This window comes from Pseudomonas sp. GM33, assembly GCF_000282295.1.
Lineage (GTDB): Bacteria > Pseudomonadota > Gammaproteobacteria > Pseudomonadales > Pseudomonadaceae > Aquipseudomonas > Aquipseudomonas laurylsulfatiphila.
Genome location: NZ_AKJO01000017.1, coordinates 1 through 20774, shown reverse-complemented (window position 1 = coordinate 20774; position 20774 = coordinate 1). Strand labels below are relative to the sequence as shown.

Genomic DNA, 20774 nt, shown 5'->3' with positions numbered 1-20774 from the left:
GGCCTACTCCTTGGCGACGCGTTTCATGTCCGCATCCATCATCATGCGGATCAAGGCATCCAGGTCGGTTTTTGGTTTCCAGCCCAGTACACGCTGGGCCTTGGCAGGGTTGCCGAGCAGCACTTCGACTTCGGCCGGGCGGAAGAACGCGGGGTCGATCTTCACGTAGTCGCGGTAGTTCAGGCCTATATGATCGAAGGCGATCCGACACATCTCGCGCACGGTGGTGGTCACGCCGGTGGCCACCACGAAGTCGTCGGGTTTGTCCTGTTGCAGCATCAGCCACATGGCTTCGACGTAGTCGCCAGCAAAACCCCAGTCGCGCTTGGCGTCGATGTTGCCCAGGCGCAGTTCCTGCTGTTTGCCCTGTTTGATCCGGGCGGCGGCGTCGGTGACCTTGCGAGTGACGAACTCGATACCGCGCAGCGGTGATTCATGGTTGAACAGAATCCCGCTGCTGGCGTGCAGGTCGAAGCTTTCACGGTAGTTCACGGTAATCCAGTGGCCATACAGCTTGGCCACACCATATGGGCTGCGCGGATAGAACGGCGTGTTCTCGTCCTGCTGCTCGGCCTGGATCAGGCCGAACATTTCGCTGGTGGACGCCTGATAGAAACGTGTGTGCGGACTGAACTGGCGGATCGCTTCGAGCAAGTGCGTAACGCCCAGGCCGTCGACGATGCCGGTGGTCACCGGTTGATCCCAGGAGGCCGCGACAAAGCTTTGCGCGGCGAGGTTGTAGACCTCGTCCGGCGCTGACTTGATCACCGCACGCTGCACTGAACAGGCATCAGCCATGTCGCCATCCAGGTAGACGATGTCCGACTCGACCCCCATCTCACGCAGGCGCCAGCGCGAGTCGCTGCTGCGACGCGCGACCAGACCGTGGACTTTGTAACCCTTGTCGAGCAGCAATTTGGCCAGATAGGCGCCATCCTGGCCGGTGATACCTGTGATCAATGCACTTTTAGTCATACTTGTCGTACTCGCTTCTCCCAGTCGGACAGGATCGCCCGCAGGGATTGTTGTGTTGTGATTTCAGACTTCCATCCGGTGGTCTGGGCCAGCCTGTCAGGGCTGCCACACACCCGACGCTGATCCGCGCGGCGAAGTCGCGCAGGGTCCTGAATCAGTTGCAGGTCGACCTGGGCAAGATCTGCCAATTGTTCGATCAGACTGCGAATGCTCTGCTCGCGTCCCGAGCAAATGTTGTAGACCTGCCCCGGTGTGCCTTTTTCAAGCAAGGCCAGGTAGGCCGAGACCACGTCCGCGACATCAAGGAAATCGCGCGTGACGTCGACGTCCCCGACCTCCAGTCGTGGCGCCTGCAGGCCTTGCTTGATCCGGCAGATCTGACGGGCGGCGCTGGCGATGACGAAGCTGTCCTTCTGCCCGCTGCCGATATGGTTGAACGGGCGGGCGACCAGCACGGGCCAACCTTCGCTCAGGCCCCATTGCAAGCTCAGGAACTCAGCCGAGAGTTTGCTCACGGCATAGGGATTGCGCGGGCAGGGGGGGTGCAATTCAGTGATGGGCAGATGCTCTTCAGCGACCTGGCCATAGACATCACCGGAGCTGACGTACAGAAACGTACCGGTGAACCCGCGCGCCTTGAGGGCTTGCAGCAGGTTCAGGGTGCCCAGCAGATTGATGTTCAGGGTGCCGGCCGGATCACGAAAGGCCTGCGGGACGAACGTCTGGCCGGCCAGGTGGATCACTGCATCGGGCATGACCGGCCACAAGCCTTCGAGGCTGTCCGGTGCGGCAAGATCGTAGCGGCAAGGAACCGGCAGCAGCTCCCATTCCGAGGTATCAGCCTGCAAACGCGATTGGATGTGTTGTCCTACGAATCCACTCAGACCCGTGACAAACAGACGTTTTTTCAAACAGCGACCCCTTGGTCATGCATTTCATCCATTTTCCACAGGCTCCATGGAAAAACTTGCGAGCGAGATGATCGCTCGAATGGCGGGTGAAATGTTTGTTGTAGTTGTTTGGTAGCCAATCTGTGCCATTTGCTCGGCAATTTCAACAAGTCCAATCGTGACTGGTCAGTTCTCCTCAGCGTAGCCTGAATTATTCTCGCCAGGCGGTTCACGAACCCTCGATGGATGTGTTTAGAATGCCCCTCGTCACGATTACCCGGGGTTCGGCAGCGTCGCTTCGAAACTGCGAGAAACTGACCACTAAAACAAGAACGAAGACGGGCAGGAAGACGATGGACGAGCGCCAGTAAACACTGGCTCGAACCCTGTTCTCCCCGTCATAGCGTGCGGCTGCCGGGATGGCGGCGTCACGGTGGGATGCCATGAATTTCATTCTTTACTCGGACATCAACGACAGCTCCATCAGCCAGAGCCTCGGTCGTCCCGAATACAGTTACTACTTCGTGCTCAAGGCATATCGCCCTGTACTCGAAAGCCTTGGGCGAGTGCATGTGGTGTCCTCCACCGCCGAGGTCGATCCGCTCTACAAACAATTGTTGGCCGCCGGCGAAGACAGTCTGTTCATGTCGTTTACGCCACCGCAGAAAACCCCGAACGACCTTGAGTGCCCGACGATCTGCGTGGTGGCCTGGGAGTTTGATTCGATTCCCGATGAGCAATGGGATAACGACCCGCGCCAGGACTGGACACAAATGCTCGCGCGCCAGGGCCGGGTGATCACGCTTTCCAGTCATACCGCCCGGGCGATTCGCCGGGCCATGGGCGAAGATTTTCCGGTGCTGGTGCTGCCGACGCCGTTGTGGGAAAACTTCGCCGATATTCGTAGTCGCCACACCAGCGTCCCGATCAGCGCCGGCTCGACCCTGGACATCAAGGGTTGCATCTTCGATACGCGCACACTCGGGCTGAACGCCGATGCACTGATCCCCGTCGTGCCGACCGCCGAAGAACGGGCGGCGCTCGAGGCTGAGCTTGAGGCATTGAAGCCTCCGCCGCTGACGCTCAAGCGCCGCTTTGTGATTGCTCGTCATTACCTGCGCATGTGGCGCCTGGACAAAGGCAAATCGCTGCCGGTCCCGGTGCATCGCACTCATTTTCTAAGCCAGTGGTATTGGGAAGGGGTTCGCGACCTGTTGTCGCAAACCGCCCATGAGCGTCTCGCTGACTGGTTGCCAGCCATCGCCGGCCCGCAGACGATGGCTGTACCCGAGCCAGAACCGCGACAGTGGCCGGACACCACCGCCCAGGTCGAAACACAGGTAGACGGTGTGGTGTACGTCACCGTGTTCAACCCGCGTGACGGGCGCAAGAACTGGCATCAACTGATCACCGCATTCTGCTGGGCGTTCCGCGAAACGTCTGACGCGACGCTGGTGCTTAAGATTACCCAAAGTGATCTGTCGTCCTATCACGACGAACTGATGACGTTGCTCGCCCAGCTTTCGCCTTTCGCCTGTCGGGTGGTGGTCATGCACGGCTACCTGGACGACCCGCAATACGCCCGGCTGTACGCAGCCGCCAGTTACTACGTCAATGCTTCGCGTTGCGAAGGGCTGTGCCTGCCGCTGATGGAGTTCATGGCCAGTGGCAAACCGGTGATTGCCCCGGATCACACGGCCATGGAGGACTACATCGATGAGCGTGTGGCGTTTGTGGTCAAGTCCAGCGAAGAACTGACCATCTGGCCGCAGGACACTCGCATCATCTACCGCACCCTGCGTTACCGGCCGGATTGGGGTTCACTGAAAACCGCTTACGAAAACAGTTACCGTCTGGCCAAGGAACAATCGCTGGAGTATCAGCGCATGTCCCTCGCCGCCGTCGAGCGCATGCACGATTACTGCGCTTTCGCCCCGGTGCAGAAACGCATGGCGGGTTTCTTCGGGCTGGTACCGCAGGCTTTGCCGACAGCAACCGTGACGGATAACGCCCCATGCTGATCATCATTCATTCGGAAACCAACCAGCACACCATTGCCCGGAACCTTGGCCGTTCGGAGTACAGCTATTACTTCGTGCTCAAGGAGTACCGACCTGTGCTGGAGCGGCTGGGGCGAGTGGTCGAAGTCAGTGACCCGCAGACCGAAGTCGATGCCTTGTACAGGGACGCCTTGTCCCGTGGCGAAGCGTGCGTGTTCCTGTCGTTTTCACCGCCTCATCGTACGCCGGTCAATTTCACCTGCCCGACGCTGCCGGTGTTCGCGTGGGAATTCAGCACCATCCCCAACGAACCCTTTGCCGGTGACCCGCTCAATGACTGGCGCACGGTGTTGCGCGCAGCGGGTGCGGCGATTACACATTCCAGCTACACCGTGAATGCGGTGCGCGAGGCGATGGGCGCCGACTATCCGATCATCGCGGTACCGGCCCCGGTATGGGACCGGTTTTCCGAGCGTGGCGCCCATTTGAAGCGTCAGCCCTTGGCCAGTCAGGTGCGGTTGACGCTCAAGGGGTTGCTCGCAGACAGCCGCGAACTCGACTTGCGAGCCTTCGGCCCCGTGGCCACTCGCGAAGGCGTGGGTATTGATTTCAAGGCCCCGCCGAGTGAACACGAATTGGTCCTCGACGGCGTGATTTACACCTCGGTGTTCAACCCCGGTGACGGGCGCAAGAATTGGGAAGACATGCTCAGTGCCTTTTGCGTGACGTTTCGCGAGGTGGACGATGCAACGCTGGTGCTCAAATTGACGCACCACGATGCCGAAGAAGCACTGACTGACATCCTTCACCACTTGTACAAAAACCAGTCTTACCGCTGCCGGGTCGTGCTGATTTACGGCTATCTGGCTGACGCGGACTATGAGCAGCTGGTGCAAGCCACGAGTTACGTGGTCAACACGTCCTACGGCGAAGGCCAATGTCTTCCGCTGATGGAGTTCATGTCCTGTGGTAAACCGGCGGTGGCACCACGGACCACGGCGATGATCGATTATCTGGATGCCGAAAATGCATTCCTGATTGACTCCACCGATGAACTGACAGCCTGGCCACATGACCCGCGCAGGGCGTTTCGTACCTTGCGCTATGTCACCAATTGGGCGTCGTTGTGCAGGGCTTACCAATCAAGCTATGACGTGGCCAAGCGTGATCCCGAGCGTTATGCACAGATGTCCGTGCACGCAGTGGCCAGCCTCAAGAAATTCTGCAGCCAGGCCACTGCCGAACAACGGCTTGAGGCATTTTTCGAGCACCTGTTCGAGAACCGTGCCGTGGAAACCCCTGAGGCATGATTCGCGCATTGGTCAGACGTTTCTTTCCAGAGACGAAACCCGAGCCCCGGCCTGCGTCATTGCCGGTCGAGCAATCCCGCGTGTCGCCAAGAGAGGTGGGCTTGCACGATGCCATGCATGACGGCTGGTTTTCGGGCGACAGCGGCGAACTGCTCAAAGGGTTTGCCATCACCGCCGACGACACCTTGCTGGATGTCGGCTGTGGCGAAGGGGTCGCGACCTTGTTTGCGGTGCGTCAAGGCGCTTCGGTGATCTTCACCGACAGTGAACACGACAAGGTCCGCGACCTGGCGCTGCAAGTGCAAGCGCAGTCGGATAAGGCGAATCTCGGGCTGGTCAGCAACAGCCTGCCGCTGCCATTGGCCGATGGTTGCGCGAGCAAAGTCGTGTGCATGGAAGTGCTCGAGCATATCGACCAGCCGGAACCCTTCATGGCCGAACTGGTGCGCATGGGCCGCCCCGGCGCGCAGTACCTGCTGAGCGTACCGTCTCCGGTGGGCGAGCATTTGCAGAAAGGCATCGCCCCGGCCAGCTACTTTCAATCGCCCAATCATGTGCAGATTTTCACCCCCGAGCGGTTCGCCGCGCTGGTGGAGGACGCGGGCCTGGTCATCGAACATCGCCAGGCCACCGGGTTTTTCTGGGTCATGGGCATGATTTTTTTCTGGGCCAGTGAACGGGCCGCCGGGCGCGACCTGGGTGGTGCGGTTCGCGATCGGATCCAGGCACCGTACCCGCCGCTGATGGAGAGCTGGGCGAAAACCTGGCAGGACTTGCTGGCACAGCCCGACGGATTGGCGATCAAGCAGATGCTGGACCGGTTCATGCCCAAGAGCCAGGTGATCATTGCTCGAAAACCTCATTTCCGGGAGGGCGCATGAGCAACGAAAAACGGATCATGGACATCGAGCTGTTGCGCGGCATCGCGGTGCTTGGCGTGCTGTTTCATCATTTGCAGGACAGCCTGTTCGCGGCGGCTGTGCCCTTGCTGCAGGCCATCACGCTGTACTGCCAGCCGTGGTGGGGCGTGGATCTGTTTTTCGCGATCTCGGGCTTTGTCATTGCCCGCAGCCTGATCCCGGCCATGCGCCGCTGCACAACGCGCCGGGAGTATTGGCAGCAGACGCGCAATTTCTGGTTGCGCCGGGCCTTTCGATTGCTGCCGTCAGCCTGGTTGTGGCTGGCGCTGATGTTGCTGGCGTGCCTTTTTCTCAACCGCTCCGGCGCCTTCGGCACCCTGCACGCGAACCTTCAGGCGACCCTGGCCGGCGTCGCGCAGTACGCCAATTTCCGCTTTGCCGACAGTTTCTATCGCTACGAGTACGGCACCAGTTTCGTGTACTGGAGCCTGTCGCTGGAAGAACAGTTCTATCTGCTGTTCCCGCTGATGATTGTGCTGTTTCGCAAACACCTAGTGTGGCCTTTGCTGGCGCTGGTTGCGGTGCAGTTGTTCACCTTGCGCACGCCGATCCTGATGGTGGTGCGCACCGATGCGCTGGCCCTTGGCGTGCTGTTGGCGATGTGGAGTACGCAACCATCGTACCTGCGCTGGGAGCCCACATTCCTGCGTCGTCCATGGGCGGGTGTTGCCGCACTGATCACGGTGTCGCTGCTGCTCAGCTACATGGCCACGGATCGCTTTACCTTTACCCATTACCGGATCGGTGTGATCGCGGTGCTGTGCGCAGTGCTGGTCTGGATCGCTTCCTACAACCGCGATTACCTGTTGCCGCGCGGCGTGTTCAAGCACCTGATGACGTGGGTCGGCAGCCGTTCCTACGGGATCTACCTGATCCATATCCCGGCCTACTTGCTGGTACGTGAATTCATTTTCCGTTTGCAGGCTGCCGGGCTGCCCAGCCCGGCTGGCCATCCGATACTGATGTTGCTGATGGCTGGCGGCCTGATCGTGCTGCTGAGCGAACTCAACTATCGCTACATCGAAATGCCCATGCGCAACCGCGGCGCCTCGCTGGTTAAACGCCTGGGCACCTCCCGAACAGCCGTCTCATCCTCTGGAGCCACCTCATGCTGAGCCTTTTGAAGAAACTCACGGCGGGCACGCCCGCGCCTGTGCAGCCAGAGATTGCGCCTGCCCCACCCGTGGTGGAGAAGGTCGACCCCTACATGCTCGGCCTGCACGACGCAATGCTCAGCGGCTGGTTCAATCAGCAGACCGGCGAACTGTTCAGCGGTTTCCCCGTGACTCCCGAGGACACACTGCTGGATGTGGGCTGTGGTGACGGCGGCAACGTGCATTTCTGCGGGATGCGCGGGGCGAAGATCATCATCGCCGATATCGACGCGGCCAAGGTCGAAGCGACCCGCCAGCGCCTGAGCGATACACCGGCCCGTGACGTCGAATGCCACGTCACCGACTGCAACCCGCTGCCGATTGCCGATGCGACCGCGACGCGGGTGGTGTCGACCGAGGTCATCGAGCATGTGGACGACCCGGCCCAGTTCCTTGCTGAACTGGTGCGAGTGGGTAAACCGGGAGCGTTGTATCTGCTGAGCGTCCCACACCCCAGCTCCGAAGACCTGCAGAAAGACATCGCGGCGGCCGAGTACTTCCAGAAGCCCAACCACATCCGCATCATCAGCGAAGCGCAGTTCAAGGCCATGGTCAGCGATGCCGGCCTGGAAGTGATCAGCCACAGCCAGTATGGATTCTACTGGTCTATGTGGATGCTGCTGTTCTGGGAAGCCAAGGTCGACTTCAGCAACCCGGACCATCCGTTGCTCAACCACTGGGCGGACACCTGGCAGGCGATCCTGGCTTCGCCACGGGGTACACAGATCAAGCAGGCGCTGGATGCGGTGGTAGCCAAGAGCCAGGTGATCATTGCGCGTAAACCCTGATTGGCCAACGGTGGGGGTGACGGTCTGCAACAGGCCGTCCGGCACCGCCATGGATGCCGTCCCGTAGCATCGCATCAAGCCGGATCAGCAAAGTCCGCCAGGCTGCGGGGGCAGGCAGCCCCTTGCAAAAGCGGCCGGTGCAACAGGGCCGCCACTCTCTCCATAAATGGGGCATTACACCCACCCAACTGGGCGGTTACCACCAAAGTTGAGGAATATTCCCCTCTCACGCTTCCTCTCACTTGAAATATTCTGAAACAGCCTGTTCATTAATCTGAGCTTTTTCTTCGCCCAGGGTAATGGCTCATTTGTTGCACCACCTCAGGCACCCGAAACAGCCGTCGTCCCGGACATCATGGAGACGCCAGGGCTTGCCGGATTCGGCCGGACGCGAGGGGTGAAAAATGAAACATGCGACATCAACCTTGAGCTCCATCGCCTCTCATGAGGAGCGTCTTATGAGTCCCACGATCAAGATTGGCATTGTTGACGATCACCCACTGTTAAGGGATGGGGTCACAATGGCGCTGAAGAAAATAGCTGACTTTCAGGTGGTCGAGCAGGGCGGGTCTGCCGATGATGCCATGGAAATTGCCGCTCGTTTTGCTCCGGATGTCTTGCTGATGGATGTCAATATGCCGGGCGACAGCTTTGCTGCCGTGCGAGCGATCTCGGCGTCTTCACCGGCCGTTAAAATATTGATGCTGACGGTATCCGAGTCCATCGAGGACGCCTATTCCGCTCTCGAAGCGGGCGCGCAGGGGTATGCGTTGAAAGGCATCAGCGGTCTTGAGCTTGTGCAAGCCATCAGAAATGTTGCCGGAGGTGAAACCTTCATTACCCCTAAACTTGCCGGCAGGCTGTTAAGCAATATCAGAAAGAATGCGGGTGACAAGCCAAAGGTCGAGCTGACCCATCGCGAAGAACAGGTTATCCGAGAGGTATCGAAGGGCCTGACCAACCGCGAGGTGGCTATCAAGCTTGAGCTCTGCGAGAAGACCATCAAGCACTACATGACGAATGTCATGTACAAGCTGCGCGTTCGTAACCGGACGCAGGCGGTGGCTGCAGTGATACGGCATTGGGAGAGTGACCATATATCCAGCCTGTGTGGTGCTCTTCAACGCCGCGACTGGAGTGACAACAGAAAGTCGAATAACGAGCCATAAGTGCTGCGGTGACTTGGGCGCAACGATCAATCTGGTACGGGTTATCAGATTTTGAACTGCGCCCTGGCTTTGGTTCCGGCATGGGGAGCCGATTCAATGCTGAATACGCCGCCGAGGGATTCGACGCGATAGCGCATGCCGACAAGACCCAGACGAGTTCTGCCTCGACCTGGCACATTCGGTTTCTCGGTTGAAATACCCATTCCCGCATCCTCGACTTGCACTTCCAGCAATCCTTCAGAGTGCGAGGCGCTGAGTTTTTGGCCTTTTCCCCCGGCGTGAACATAGGCATTGTTCAACGCTTCCTGGGCGAAGCGGTAAATACCAATTTTAAGCGCTATCGGTACATCGTCCGTAAGCCTATCAAGCTGCAGCTCGACTCGCGTCTCGGTTCGCTCTTCGTGCCGCTCGGCCAGCAATACCAGGGCATCGTGCAGGGTCAGGTCATTGACTTCCGGAAGTGCCAGGCCAAGTGATATTTCCCGCACTTCGTTTAAAGCATCCTCGCCGGCACGCCTGATCATTTCCAGGGCTTCTACATCCGAGACGCCTTGCGAACCTTCGAGTTCTTCAAGGCGAAGGAGAATAAGTGCCAACAGCTGAGCAGGACCATCATGCAAATCGGCCCCGATCCGCCGCAGAGTAAGTTCATTGATTCTGGAAAACTCGCGATTGGCTTTAGTGACTTTGCGCTGAAGGACAGCATTGTTTGAGTGCAATCTGGTTTGCTCATCCATTCGCCATTTAAGTGCTGTTTCATGCTGCTTTATTATCTTGTCGCCACGTCGAACGATAAAAAACAACAGTAAAATCATGGCTGTCGTTGCTGCTCCAACAATCGCCCATACTTTTTTGCGAACGTTATTGATTTCGCGCTGTAACGCTTCCGCGGTTTCGTAGAACTCACCCACCGCAATAATCTTTCCAGTACCCGCTTCGCGCAGTGGAGCAAAAATTTCATAGAGCGGAATATTCAGGCTGCGCTCAAAGGCATCTTCAATATCGTCCACCGCATAACTTCCAAGTTCATTGTCGAACTCTGTATAGATCTTGCCGGTCAGTGCCTGTGAGATCTCCTCTGTCGGAAAGGTTTTCTGCACCGTGGATTTGTCGGTGCTGTAGACAATCGTGCCGTCTGGCAACCAGATCTTCACCGAGACAACATGCGTACTGAGCGAGGTGCTGGACAGCAGATAGTCAATGGTCTGAATGGTCTCATCGGGGAGTTCCGTTGCAGTGGTTAACCCCTGGGCGAAAGGTTCGAGAAAGTTCTGCATATAACGCGCGCCTGTCTCTGCCGCCGTTTGAACCGTTGCATCTTCAATGCTCTGGCTTACGAGATTGCCAACGAACGTCATGGTCAAGCCCAGAATGATAGTGGCGCAGATCACGAACTGGGTTGAGCGGCTCAAATGGCGCAGTTTCGCACCGGTGCCCGGTCTCCCGGGCCCTGTGCCATTGGACTTTAGGCCAGGGTCCGATTCGACCAAGGTCTGATCCGATTCGTTGACCAAGGTCTCGGAATTTGGCTGGGCTTTCGTCTCTGTACACATCCGGGTAGCCCTTCAATACTCATTTTCAATGGAGTGTAAAACTGGTGTTTGAGGTTGAGGGCGGGAGGCGCGATGAGTATTTTAAAAAGATTCTCAAACAGACTGGGTAATCGTTACTTCCGGCCACAACAGCTGGGGGTTATTACCCATAGTGCTCAACTCAATCAAAACCAAACCCATGGTTTGAATGATTTCCTGACTCCTCCACCAGGCGTGAGCAACCACTCTCCCATACATACTAGTCAATTCGTAGTCGATGCCAGTTTTCTCATGGATAAAAGGCTTGTTGACGAAGCCGCATGGACGCAGAACCGTGCCATCACCCCTCAGGAAGTCCCGGACTCTGATCGCTGGATGTGTGGCATCTGTGACAAGCCCCCCATGCCTGAGAGTGCTCCATGGACAGATGCATAAAGCCCCGATTCGTGACGGGGCCATTAGCAAGTCACACCTTCTATTCAACCTGCGTTCACGGGCCGTCGCCTCCTTGAGACGCAATACCCGCCTGTAGATACGGTTGTCACGGGGAATCAATCCTCAGTCGAGCACTGCTGATTGCACGCAATCGGGCAAGGGTTCGGTGCGGCCGTGGTACCAGGTCCCGTCGTGCAATTTTCGATTTTTTGTTTATGGGATTCAGCACTAAACCACGCGTTTGCAGCGGAGTTTTATGCGTGTGGTTTCCTGATTGCCAAGCAACGAGGAAACAGCCATGGCCAGCTTCATCAAGTCCGATCTCGAATTCATTCTCGAACAAATCTTCATCTCCGAACGGCATGCAGCAGGCGAGAGTCTGATTGACATGCTGCCAAACGTAGAAGTCCCCTTCGGCCTGCGCACCGTAACCGGCATCTACAACAACCTGGCCAATCCCCAGTTCGGTGCCGCCGACAACTTCTTCCCGCGCATGACGACGCCAGTGTTCAATACCGCGCAGGTCCAGCCGGTCGGCTTCTTCGGGCCCGCCGACCCTGGCGGAACCACGCCGACCTCCTACCTGCAGACCAGCGGTGCCGTCTTCGACTCGCAGCCGCGCACCATCAGCAACCTGATCGTGGACCAGACCGCCAACAACCCGGCGGCGGTCGCGGCCGCCGCGGCTAATCCGGATTCACAGGTCGTCACCAGCCCAGGCCTGGATGGCCTGTTCGGCACCGCCGACGACGTTTCCGTCTTCCAGATCCCCAACATTACGCCGGACGCGGGCCTGACCGCGCCGTTCAACCAGTGGATGACGTTCTTTGGCCAGTTCTTCGACCATGGTCTTGACCTCGTGACCAAGGGCGGCAGCGGCACCGTCTTCATTCCGTTGCAGCCGGATGACCCGCTTTTCGTGCCGGGCAGCCCGACCAACTTCATGGTGCTGACGCGGGCCACCAATCTGCCCGGTCCCGACGGCATCCTCGGCACCGCCGATGACATCCACGAGCAGAGCAACACCACCTCGCCGTTTGTCGACCAGAACCAGACCTACAGCTCGCATCCCTCGCATCAGGTGTTCCTGCGCGCCTATGAACTCAACGCCGCCGGCGATCCGGTCGCCACCGGCAAGCTGATCACCAATCGTGACCTGGGCGTCGATGGGCATTTCGGCACTGCCGATGACGTCGAAATCGGCGGCATGGCCACCTGGGCGGTCGTCAAGGCCCAGGCCCGTGATCTGCTCGGCATCAACTTGACCGATGCGGACGTGTTCGACGTACCGCTGCTGGCGACCGATGCCTACGGCAACTTCATCAAGGGGCCCAACGGTCTCCCCCAAGTCGTGATGAAGGGCCTGGACGGCATCGCCGGCACCGCCGACGACGTGCTCGTCGAGGGTAACCGGGCAGCGCCGATCAGCCTGACGAACGCCGTTCGCACCGGCCACCAGTTCCTCATCGACATCGCCCACAGCGCCGACCCCACCGGCGGCCTGACGGCTGACGCGGACACCGTCATTGGCGGCCCGCAAGCACCCGGCACCTACGACAACGAGTTGCTCGACAAGCACTACATCGCCGGTGATGGCCGCGTTAACGAGAACATCGGCCTGACCACGGTGCATGAGATCTTCCACAGCGAGCACAACCGGCTGATTGACCAGACCAAGGAGACAGTGCTGGCCTCCGCTGACCTCGACTTCCTGAACAAGTGGCTGCTGCCCGACGGCCAACTGACAGCGCTGCCCGTGACGCCGGCCGACATCGCGGGCCTGCACTGGAACGGCGAGCGGTTGTTCCAGGCCGCCAAGTTCGGCACCGAAATGCAGTACCAGCACCTGGTGTTCGAGGAGTTCGCGCGCACCATCCAGCCGCAGGTGGACGTGTTCCTGGCCCCCATGGGCAACGACACCACCGTCAATCCGGCGATCGTCGCCGAGTTCGCGCACACGGTCTTTCGCTTCGGCCATTCGATGCTGTTGGAGACGGTCGATCGTTTCGACCCCAACTTCAATGTCGTCGGTGACGGCAATCCGGTTGACCCGGGCAATCAACAGACCGGCCTGATCGCGGCCTTCCTCAACCCTCTTGCGTTTGCTGCAAGCGGCCCCACGCCGGAGGAGGCGGCTGGCGCCATCGTGCGCGGTGTCACACGGCAGGTCGGCAACGAGATCGACGAGTTTGTCACTGACGCTCTGCGCAACAACCTGGTCGGCCTGCCGCTCGACCTTGCCGCGCTCAACCTGGCGCGCGGCCGCGAAACCGGCATCCCGTCGCTGAACGCGGCGCGGCGCGAGTTCTACCACATGACCGGCGACAGCCAGCTGACCCCCTACACGAGCTGGGCCGATTTCGTGCAGCACATGAAGCACCCGGAATCGCTGATCAACTTCATCGCCGCCTACGGCACGCACTCAACCATCACTGGCGCCACGACGCTGGCGGACAAACGCGCCGCGGCGGCGGACCTGGTGCTCGGCAGCGCCACGGCCCCGGCCGATCGCCTGGACTTCCTGAACAGTACCGGTGTCTGGGCCAGCAACGCCGGTGCGGACGGCATTCTGCACACCGCAGACGACGTGACCACCACCGGCCTGGACTCCATCGACTTCTGGATCGGTGGCCTGGCCGAGGAGAAAATGCCCTTTGGCGGCCTGCTGGGTTCGAGCTTCAACTTCGTCTTCGAAACCCAGTTGGAAAACCTGCAGAACGGCGACCGCTTGTACTATCTGGCCCGCACCGCAGGACTCAACTTCGGCACTGAGCTGGAGAACAATTCGTTCTCCAATCTGGTGATGCTCAACAGCAACGCCACACACCTGGCGGCCAACATATTCCAGACACCGGCTTTCACCCTGGAGGTCGACCAGACGCAGCAGTTCAACCCGAGTGTGGTGGCCGGTCTGGACGGCATCGTCGGCACGGCCGACGACCTGCCCGCCAACGCCGACCCCTTTGGCCCGTCGGATCACCCGATCGGCTCACCAAGGATTGACCATATCACGCCGCTGGTGATCCGCGACAACCCCGACACAGTGGGCCCCGATACCAATTACCTGCACTACACCGGCGGCGACACGGTCGTGCTTGGCGGCACGGCCGGCAACGATATCCTCATTGCCGGCGACTCGGACGACGACACGGTCTATGGTGACGCCGGCAACGATCGGCTCGACGGTGGCTACGGCAACGACAACGTCTTTGGTGGTGCCGGTGACGACATCATCACCGACATCGGCGGCAGCGATACCCTGCGCGGCGAGGACGGCAACGACGTCATCCAGGCCGGCAACTCGACCCTCGGTCTCAACAACCTGGTGTTCGGCGGCGCTGGCAAAGACTTCATCATCACCACCGAAGACATCACGATGACCTTCGCCGGCGCGGGCGACGACTTCATCCTCGGCGCCAAGGTCAACCTCGCACCGACCGGCAACGAAGGCGACGACTGGATCGAAGGCGGCACCCAGGACGGTGCGCCCGGCGATAACATGAGCCCGACTCTGACCGACGATGTGCCCGGCAACGACATCTTCATCGGCACCGGCGGATTCGATGAAATGATCGGTGAAGGTGGCGACGACACCTTCGTCGCCAGCGATGCCCAGGACAAGATGGACGGCATGTCCGGGTTCGACTGGACCACCTACAAGAATGACAAGTACGGCGTGACCGTCGACATGGTCGTTCCCTTCTTCAGCCCCTATCACGCGGTGCCCAATGCGGCGGGCGATATCGTGGGCGCAGTGGGGCAATCGCCCGATGCGGTCTATGACCGGTTCGCGGAAGTGGAGGGCCTGTCGGGCTCGGCCTTCTCCGACTTCCTGCGCGGCGATGAACAAAACGCGGCCATCATCGCCAACATCACGGCCAGGGGCAGCATCCTCACCAACTTCGACCTTGTCAGCGGCCTGCGGGACTTTGTCGGCAGCGCCGGTTTCGGAGCCGACGGTATCGGGGGCACGGCCGACGATCAGTTCGGCGCGGGCAACATCATCCTCGGCGGCGATGGTAGCGACATCATCGAAGGCCGTGGCGGCAGCGACCTCATCGACGGCGACAAGTGGCTCAACGTGCGCATCAGCGTGCATCAGAATCTGGATGGCACCGGGCCGGAGATCGCCAGCTTCGACAGCATGACGCAGATGATCCCGCTGATGTTGAACGGCACCTACAACCCGGGCCAGCTCGTCGCCGTGCGGGAGATCCTGCCGGGCGTGGGTGGCTTCGACACCGTCAACTTCCTGGGCCCACTGGCGAACTACACCGTCTCCGTCAACGATAACGGCACGGCGCTCGACTTTAGCGACGACATCGTCAGCGTGACCGACAATGTCGGCAAGGAAGAAACCGACCGTCTCACCCACATCGAACGGCTGCAGTTCTCCGATCAGTCGATGGTCCTCGTGCCCGGGCTCAACGCTGAGCCGGTGGGTGCGCTGACGGTGGATAACACCGCGCCGACCGTTGGCCAGACGCTGACCGTGTCGGCGGCAGGCCTCACTGATGGCGACAACGCCGGCGGGGCGATCCACAACTCGATCAGTTACATATGGCAGTTTGAAGCGACACCGGGTTCGGGCGTGTTCGAGGACATCATCCTCGGGCCAGGCCGCATCGGTATCGGATTTACCAGGGCGGACGCGCCCACGCTCACGGTGACCCCGGATCTTGCCGGCCTGGCCGTGCGCGTCAAAGGCATTTATGCGGACGATCATGGCGTGACCGAGCAGGTATTCTCTGCGCCGACCACGGCAATAGTGGCCGCGGCGCCAGCCCCCGCACCAGCGCCTTCGCTGATCGATCCGCAGACCAGTGCCCCCAGCAACGGTGTGCGTTACACGCAATCGGACCTGGCGTTCATCCTTGACCAGATCAAGATAGCCGAACACCACGCGGCCGGTGAGAACCTGGTTTCTCTGCTGCCGAACATACGCGTGCCCTACGGTTTGCGCACGGTCGAAGGGACGGAAAACAACCTGCTCCATCCCGAGTACGGTGCCGCCGATAACGTATTCCCGCGCCTGACCACGCCGGACTTCCGCCCGGCCGACGCCGGCACGAGTTACACCCAGACCAGCGGCCTGGTGATCGACTCGCAACCGCGCACTATCAGCAACCTGATCGTCGACCAGACCGCCAACAACCCGGCGGCGGTCGCGGCCACCTTCGACCCCGGCCTGGATGGCATCCTCGGCACGGTTGACGATGTCCTCAAGGCCGGCGCGCAGGTGGTGACCGGAACCCGCACCGACGGCAGCACGTTCCAGACCTTCTTCGACCCGAACGTGAGTCCCGACGCGGGCCTGACCGCGCCCTTCAACCAATGGATGACCTTCTTCGGCCAGTTCTTCGACCATGGCCTGGACCTCGTCACCAAGGGCGGTTCGGGCACCGTGTTCATTCCGCTGCAGCCGGATGACCCGCTGTTCGTGCCCGGTAGCCCGACCAACTTCATGGTGCTGACGCGCGCCACCAATCAGCCCGGCCCCGATGGCATCCTGGGCACGGCCGACGACATCCACGAGAACACCAACACCACCTCGCCGTTTGTCGACCAGAACCAGACCTACAGCTCGCATCCTTCGCACCAGGTGTTCCTGCGTGCCTATGAGCTCAACGCAGCGGGCGATCCGGTGGCCACCGGCAAGTTGATCGAAAATCGTGATCTGGGCGCCGATGGTGTGTTCGGCTCTGCCGACGACGTCCAGATCGGCGGCATGGCCACCTGGAAGGTGGTCAAGGCGCAAGCCCATGATCTGCTCGGGATCAACCTCACGGATGCCGATTTCGACAACGTGCCGCTGCTGGCGACCGACGCCTACGGCAATTTCATCAAGGGGCCGAACGGTTTCCCTCAGGTGGTGATGTTGGGCCCGGACGGCATTGCCGGCACGGCCGACGATGTGCTCGTTGAAGGCAATCCGGCAGCGCCCATCAGCCTGGTCAACGCCGCGCGCACTGGCCATGCTTTCCTCAACGACATCGCACACACCGCCGTTCCGGTGGACGACCAGACTGGCGCGGCACTCCTGCCCGATGCCGACAATGTCGTTGGCGGTACACCTGCGCCGGGCTTCTACGACAACGAACTGCTGGACGCGCACTACATCGCCGGCGACGGCCGGGTGAACGAGAACATCGGCCTGACCACCGTCCACTCGATCTTCCACCATGAGCACAACCGCCTGGTCGATCACACCAAGGAGGTGGTCCTGGCGACAGCGGCAGGCGGCGATGTGTCGTTCCTCAACGAGTGGCTGCTGACGCCCGTCACCGCCGTTCCGGCCGACACCTCGACCCTGGACTGGAACGGCGAGCGCCTGTTCCAGACGGCGAAGTTCGGTACCGAGATGCAGTACCAGCACCTGGTGTTCGAGGAGTTCGCGCGGACCATCCAGCCGATGGTCGATCCCTTCTTCGCCCCGGGCCAGGTGTACGACACCGCGATCGATCCGAGCATCGTTGCCGAGTTCGCACACACCGTCTATCGCTTCGGGCACTCGATGCTGCTGGAGCAGGTCGACCGGCTCGATCCGAACTTTGCCTCGAGCGATATCGGGCTGATCCAGGCCTTCCTTAACCCGCTCGAGTTCGCGGGCAGCGGCCCCACTCCGGAAGAGGCGGCCGGTGCCATCGTGCGCGGCGTGACCCGCCAGGTCGGCAACGAAATCGATGAGTTTGTCACCGAAGCCCTGCGCAACAACCTGCTGGGCCTGCCGCTCGATCTGCCCGCCATCAACCTGGCGCGTGGCCGCGATACCGGCGTTCCGTCCCTGAACGCGGCGCGACGGGAGTTCTATGGGCCCACCGGCGACGCAGAGCTCAAGCCCTACACGAGCTGGGCTGATTTCGTGCAGCACATAAAGCACCCGGAATCGCTGATCAACTTCATCGCCGCCTACGGCACGCATTCGAGCATCACCGACGCCATCACGCTGGCGGACAAGCGCGCGGCGGCTTCGTTGCTGGTGCTCGGCGGTGCGGGTGCGCCGGCCGATCGCATCGACTTCCTCAACAGCACCGGCGCCTGGACCAGCACCGCGGGTACCGACGGCGTTTTGCACACGGCAGACGATGTGACCATCACCGGCCTGGATGCCGTCGACTTCTGGGTTGGCGGGCTGGCCGAGGAGAAGATGCCCTTTGGCGGCATGCTCGGCTCGACCTTCAACTTCGTCTTCGAGAACCAGATGGAGAAACTCCAGGACGGTGACCGCTTCTACTATCTGGAGCGCACCGCCTCGATGGACTTTGGCGCCGAACTGGAGAACAACACGTTCGCCTCGCTGGTAATGGCCAATACCGATGCCACACACCTTTCGGCCAGGGTCTTCCTGACGCCGGCCTACACGTTGGAGGTCAACCAGGCGAACCAGTACAACCCCAGTGTGATTGCCGGACCCGACGGTATTGTCGGCACCGCCGACGATCTGCCGGCCAATGCCGATCCGTTTGGTCCGTCGGACCACCCGATTGGCTCACCGCGCACTGACTTCCTCACGCCGCTGGTGATCCGCGACAACCCCAACACAACGGGCCCGGATACCAACTACCTGCACTACACCGGCGCCGATACGGTCGTGCTGGGCGGTACGGCCGGCAACGACATCCTCATTGCCGGCGACTCGGACGATGACACGGTCTACGGCGATGCCGGTAACGACCGGATTGATGGCGGCTACGGCAACGACCAACTCTTAGGTGGTACCGGTGACGACATCATCACCGACATGGGTGGCGACGATGTCATCCACGGCGAGGACGGCAACGACGTCATCCAGGGCGGCAACGGCCTCAACCTGATCCTCGGCCAGGCCGGCCAGGACTTCATCATCACCGGCGAAGACGCGGCCGACACCAGCGGTGGTCTGGGCAACGACTTCATCCTCGGCAGCAAGGCGAATGAGTTCGCGCGCGGCGGTGAAGGCGATGACTGGATCCAGGGCGGATCCGCCGATGGCGTTGCCGGTGACAACTTCGACCCCTTCGGCAACGATCCGATCAATGGCAACGACGTCTTCCTGGGCGATGGCGGACCGGACAACTTCGACGGGGAGGGCGGCGATGACATCATGGTCGGCAGTCCCAGCGAGGCGGACCGTTTCATCGGGTTCTCCGGGTACGACTGGGCGACCTACAAGGACGATCCGAGTGGCGTGACCATGGACCTAAACTCCAGGCTGCGCTTCTTCGATCAACCGGCGGTGCCGGGTTCCAACGCGTCGATCCTTGCCCGGCTGGACCTGGTGGAAGGGCTGTCGGGGTCGGCCCATGCCGACTTCCTCAGCGGCGATGACTCCACTGCCGACTTGCTCGCCGTCGCTGGCGCCAAGGGCAGCGTGCTCACCAACTTCGACCTCATCAGCGGTCTGCGGGACCTGGTCGGCAGCGCCGGTAACGGCGCGGATGGCATCGCCGGCACGGCCGACGACAAGTTCGACGGGGGCAACATCCTCCTGGGTGGCGCCGGCAGCGACGTCATCCAGGGCCGCGGCGGCGACGACCTGATTGACGGCGACAAGTGGCTCAACGTGCGCATCAGCGTGCGGCAGAACATCGATGGCACCGGTCCGGAAATCGCTACCTTCGACAGCCTGACGCCCCTGGTTCCGCTCATGGTGAACGGCACCTATAACCCCGGCCAGCTGCAGATCGTGCGCGAAATCCTGACGGCGACCGGTCCCGACTTCGACACGGCGCTGTTCTCCGGCAATCTGGCGGATTACACCGTGGTGGACAACCTCAACGGCACCTTTACGGTCACCGACAGTGTCGCCGGCCGGGACGGGACCGACACCCTCAGCCATATCGAGCGGTTGCAGTTCTCCGATCAGGCGCTCGTGCTCGGCGGTTTGAACGCAGAGCCAGTCGGTTCGCTGAGGATCGACGATCCTACGCCCGCCGTCGGCCAGCGGCTGACGGTATCGGCGGCAGACATCACCGATGCCAACAATACCGCGACTGGCGGCGCGATCACCGGGCCCATCAGCTTCTTCTGGCAGTTCGAAGCGCGTCCGGGTTCGGGTGTCTTCGAAGACATCACCTTCTTTGCCGCCGGCGAGGTCGCGCGCGCAGAGGGCACGACCGTCATGGTGGGCTCGGAACTGAGGGTCCCACCACCGGCGACCCTCATTGGCGCCGTACCGGCTATCCCGGAACTCGTCGTGGCAGCCGGGCTGGCTCTGCGCGTCAGGGCGGTCTACAAGGACGCCAATGGCGTGCTGGAGGAGGTGTTCTCGGCGCCGACCGCACCGATTACGCCGGCCGGTACAGGCACCGTCAATGTCCTGCCGGTTGGTACGGTGCTGATCAGCGATACGACCCCGACGCCAGGCTCGGCCTTGACCGCCACAGATGCGTTCACCGACGCCAACGGGACCACGACTTCCGTGATTAACCATCAGTGGCAGGTGGGGAGCGGTGCAATCTTTACCGACATCGCCGGCGCGACGGGCACGACCTTCACGCCCGACACGACGCAGTCCGGTCAGCAACTGCGTGTCGTCGCCAGTTACACCGATGACCTCGGCACACTTGAGCGAGTCACGTCTGCCGCAACGACAGTGGTCGGTGTAGTGTTTGTCGGTACC

11 protein-coding genes are annotated in these 20774 nt (G+C 60.9%); 8 read left to right on the top strand and 3 right to left on the bottom strand.

Annotated elements, in window-relative coordinates; all coding sequences use genetic code 11:
* Nucleotides 1–3: 3 nt before the first annotated feature.
* Nucleotides 4–975 carry a GDP-mannose 4,6-dehydratase gene (gmd, locus tag PMI26_RS26095; protein ID WP_007970679.1) on the bottom strand — a complete coding sequence of 324 codons (972 nt, stop codon included), beginning with the start codon at nucleotides 973–975 and terminating at the stop codon, nucleotides 4–6.
* Complete coding sequence (locus PMI26_RS26100) at nucleotides 972–1886, bottom strand: GDP-mannose 4,6-dehydratase (protein ID WP_007970678.1); 915 nt, start codon at nucleotides 1884–1886, stop codon at nucleotides 972–974. The genes gmd and PMI26_RS26100 overlap by 4 nt, the downstream gene beginning before the upstream one ends.
* Nucleotides 1887–2308: 422 nt before the next feature.
* On the opposite strand from PMI26_RS26100, the gene PMI26_RS26105 reads away from it, so the two are divergent.
* The 6 genes from PMI26_RS26105 to PMI26_RS26130 all read left to right on the top strand — a co-directional run bounded on the left by PMI26_RS26105 (nucleotide 2309) and on the right by PMI26_RS26130 (nucleotide 9206).
* Entirely contained in the window at nucleotides 2309–3886 is a 1578-nt protein-coding gene (locus PMI26_RS26105; RefSeq protein WP_007970677.1) for a glycosyltransferase, read from the top strand.
* Nucleotides 3880–5175 (top strand): glycosyltransferase, encoded by a 1296-nt coding sequence (locus PMI26_RS26110; RefSeq protein WP_007970676.1) that lies wholly within the window; start codon nucleotides 3880–3882, stop codon nucleotides 5173–5175. The genes PMI26_RS26105 and PMI26_RS26110 overlap by 7 nt, the downstream gene beginning before the upstream one ends.
* Nucleotides 5172–6056, top strand: coding sequence for a class I SAM-dependent methyltransferase (locus tag PMI26_RS26115; protein ID WP_007970674.1), 885 nt, complete (start codon nucleotides 5172–5174; stop codon nucleotides 6054–6056). The genes PMI26_RS26110 and PMI26_RS26115 overlap by 4 nt, the downstream gene beginning before the upstream one ends.
* Nucleotides 6053–7210: an acyltransferase family protein gene (locus PMI26_RS26120; RefSeq protein WP_007970673.1), complete on the top strand. Its 1158-nt coding sequence runs from the start codon at nucleotides 6053–6055 to the stop codon at nucleotides 7208–7210. Before PMI26_RS26115 ends, PMI26_RS26120 begins: the two co-directional genes overlap by 4 nt.
* The gene (locus tag PMI26_RS26125) at nucleotides 7204–8037 is read left to right on the top strand and encodes a class I SAM-dependent methyltransferase (RefSeq protein ID WP_007970672.1); all 834 of its coding nucleotides are present in this window, start codon (nucleotides 7204–7206) and stop codon (nucleotides 8035–8037) included. The genes PMI26_RS26120 and PMI26_RS26125 overlap by 7 nt, the downstream gene beginning before the upstream one ends.
* Before the next feature lie 458 nt (nucleotides 8038–8495).
* Nucleotides 8496–9206: a response regulator gene (locus PMI26_RS26130; protein ID WP_007970671.1), complete on the top strand. Its 711-nt coding sequence runs from the start codon at nucleotides 8496–8498 to the stop codon at nucleotides 9204–9206.
* 44 nt (nucleotides 9207–9250) lie between these two features.
* Here PMI26_RS26130 and PMI26_RS26135 read toward each other — a convergent pair whose 3' ends face one another.
* The gene (locus PMI26_RS26135; protein ID WP_007970670.1) at nucleotides 9251–10759 is read right to left on the bottom strand and encodes a sensor histidine kinase; all 1509 of its coding nucleotides are present in this window, start codon (nucleotides 10757–10759) and stop codon (nucleotides 9251–9253) included.
* A gap of 72 nt (nucleotides 10760–10831) precedes the next feature.
* Between PMI26_RS26135 and PMI26_RS30295 the strand changes: the two genes are divergently transcribed.
* Nucleotides 10832–11173: a hypothetical protein gene (locus PMI26_RS30295; protein ID WP_007970666.1), complete on the top strand. Its 342-nt coding sequence runs from the start codon at nucleotides 10832–10834 to the stop codon at nucleotides 11171–11173.
* Nucleotides 11174–11471: 298 nt separating this feature from the next.
* A partial coding sequence (locus PMI26_RS26140; RefSeq protein WP_007970663.1) for a peroxidase family protein occupies nucleotides 11472–20774 on the top strand: 9303 nt, incomplete at its 3' end.

What these genes read in the sequence shown, in the direction of transcription:
- gmd (WP_007970679.1), bottom strand. Translation starts at nt 975, where the DNA reads ATGACTAAAAGTGCATTGATCACAGGTATCACCGGCCAGGATGGCGCC.
- PMI26_RS26105 (WP_007970677.1), top strand. Translation starts at nt 2,309, where the DNA reads ATGAATTTCATTCTTTACTCGGACATCAACGACAGCTCCATCAGCCAG.
- PMI26_RS26110 (WP_007970676.1), top strand. Translation starts at nt 3,880, where the DNA reads ATGCTGATCATCATTCATTCGGAAACCAACCAGCACACCATTGCCCGG.
- PMI26_RS26115 (WP_007970674.1), top strand. Translation starts at nt 5,172, where the DNA reads ATGATTCGCGCATTGGTCAGACGTTTCTTTCCAGAGACGAAACCCGAG.
- PMI26_RS26120 (WP_007970673.1), top strand. Translation starts at nt 6,053, where the DNA reads ATGAGCAACGAAAAACGGATCATGGACATCGAGCTGTTGCGCGGCATC.
- PMI26_RS26125 (WP_007970672.1), top strand. Translation starts at nt 7,204, where the DNA reads ATGCTGAGCCTTTTGAAGAAACTCACGGCGGGCACGCCCGCGCCTGTG.
- PMI26_RS26130 (WP_007970671.1), top strand. Translation starts at nt 8,496, where the DNA reads ATGAGTCCCACGATCAAGATTGGCATTGTTGACGATCACCCACTGTTA.
- PMI26_RS26135 (WP_007970670.1), bottom strand. Translation starts at nt 10,759, where the DNA reads ATGTGTACAGAGACGAAAGCCCAGCCAAATTCCGAGACCTTGGTCAAC.
- PMI26_RS30295 (WP_007970666.1), top strand. Translation starts at nt 10,832, where the DNA reads ATGAGTATTTTAAAAAGATTCTCAAACAGACTGGGTAATCGTTACTTC.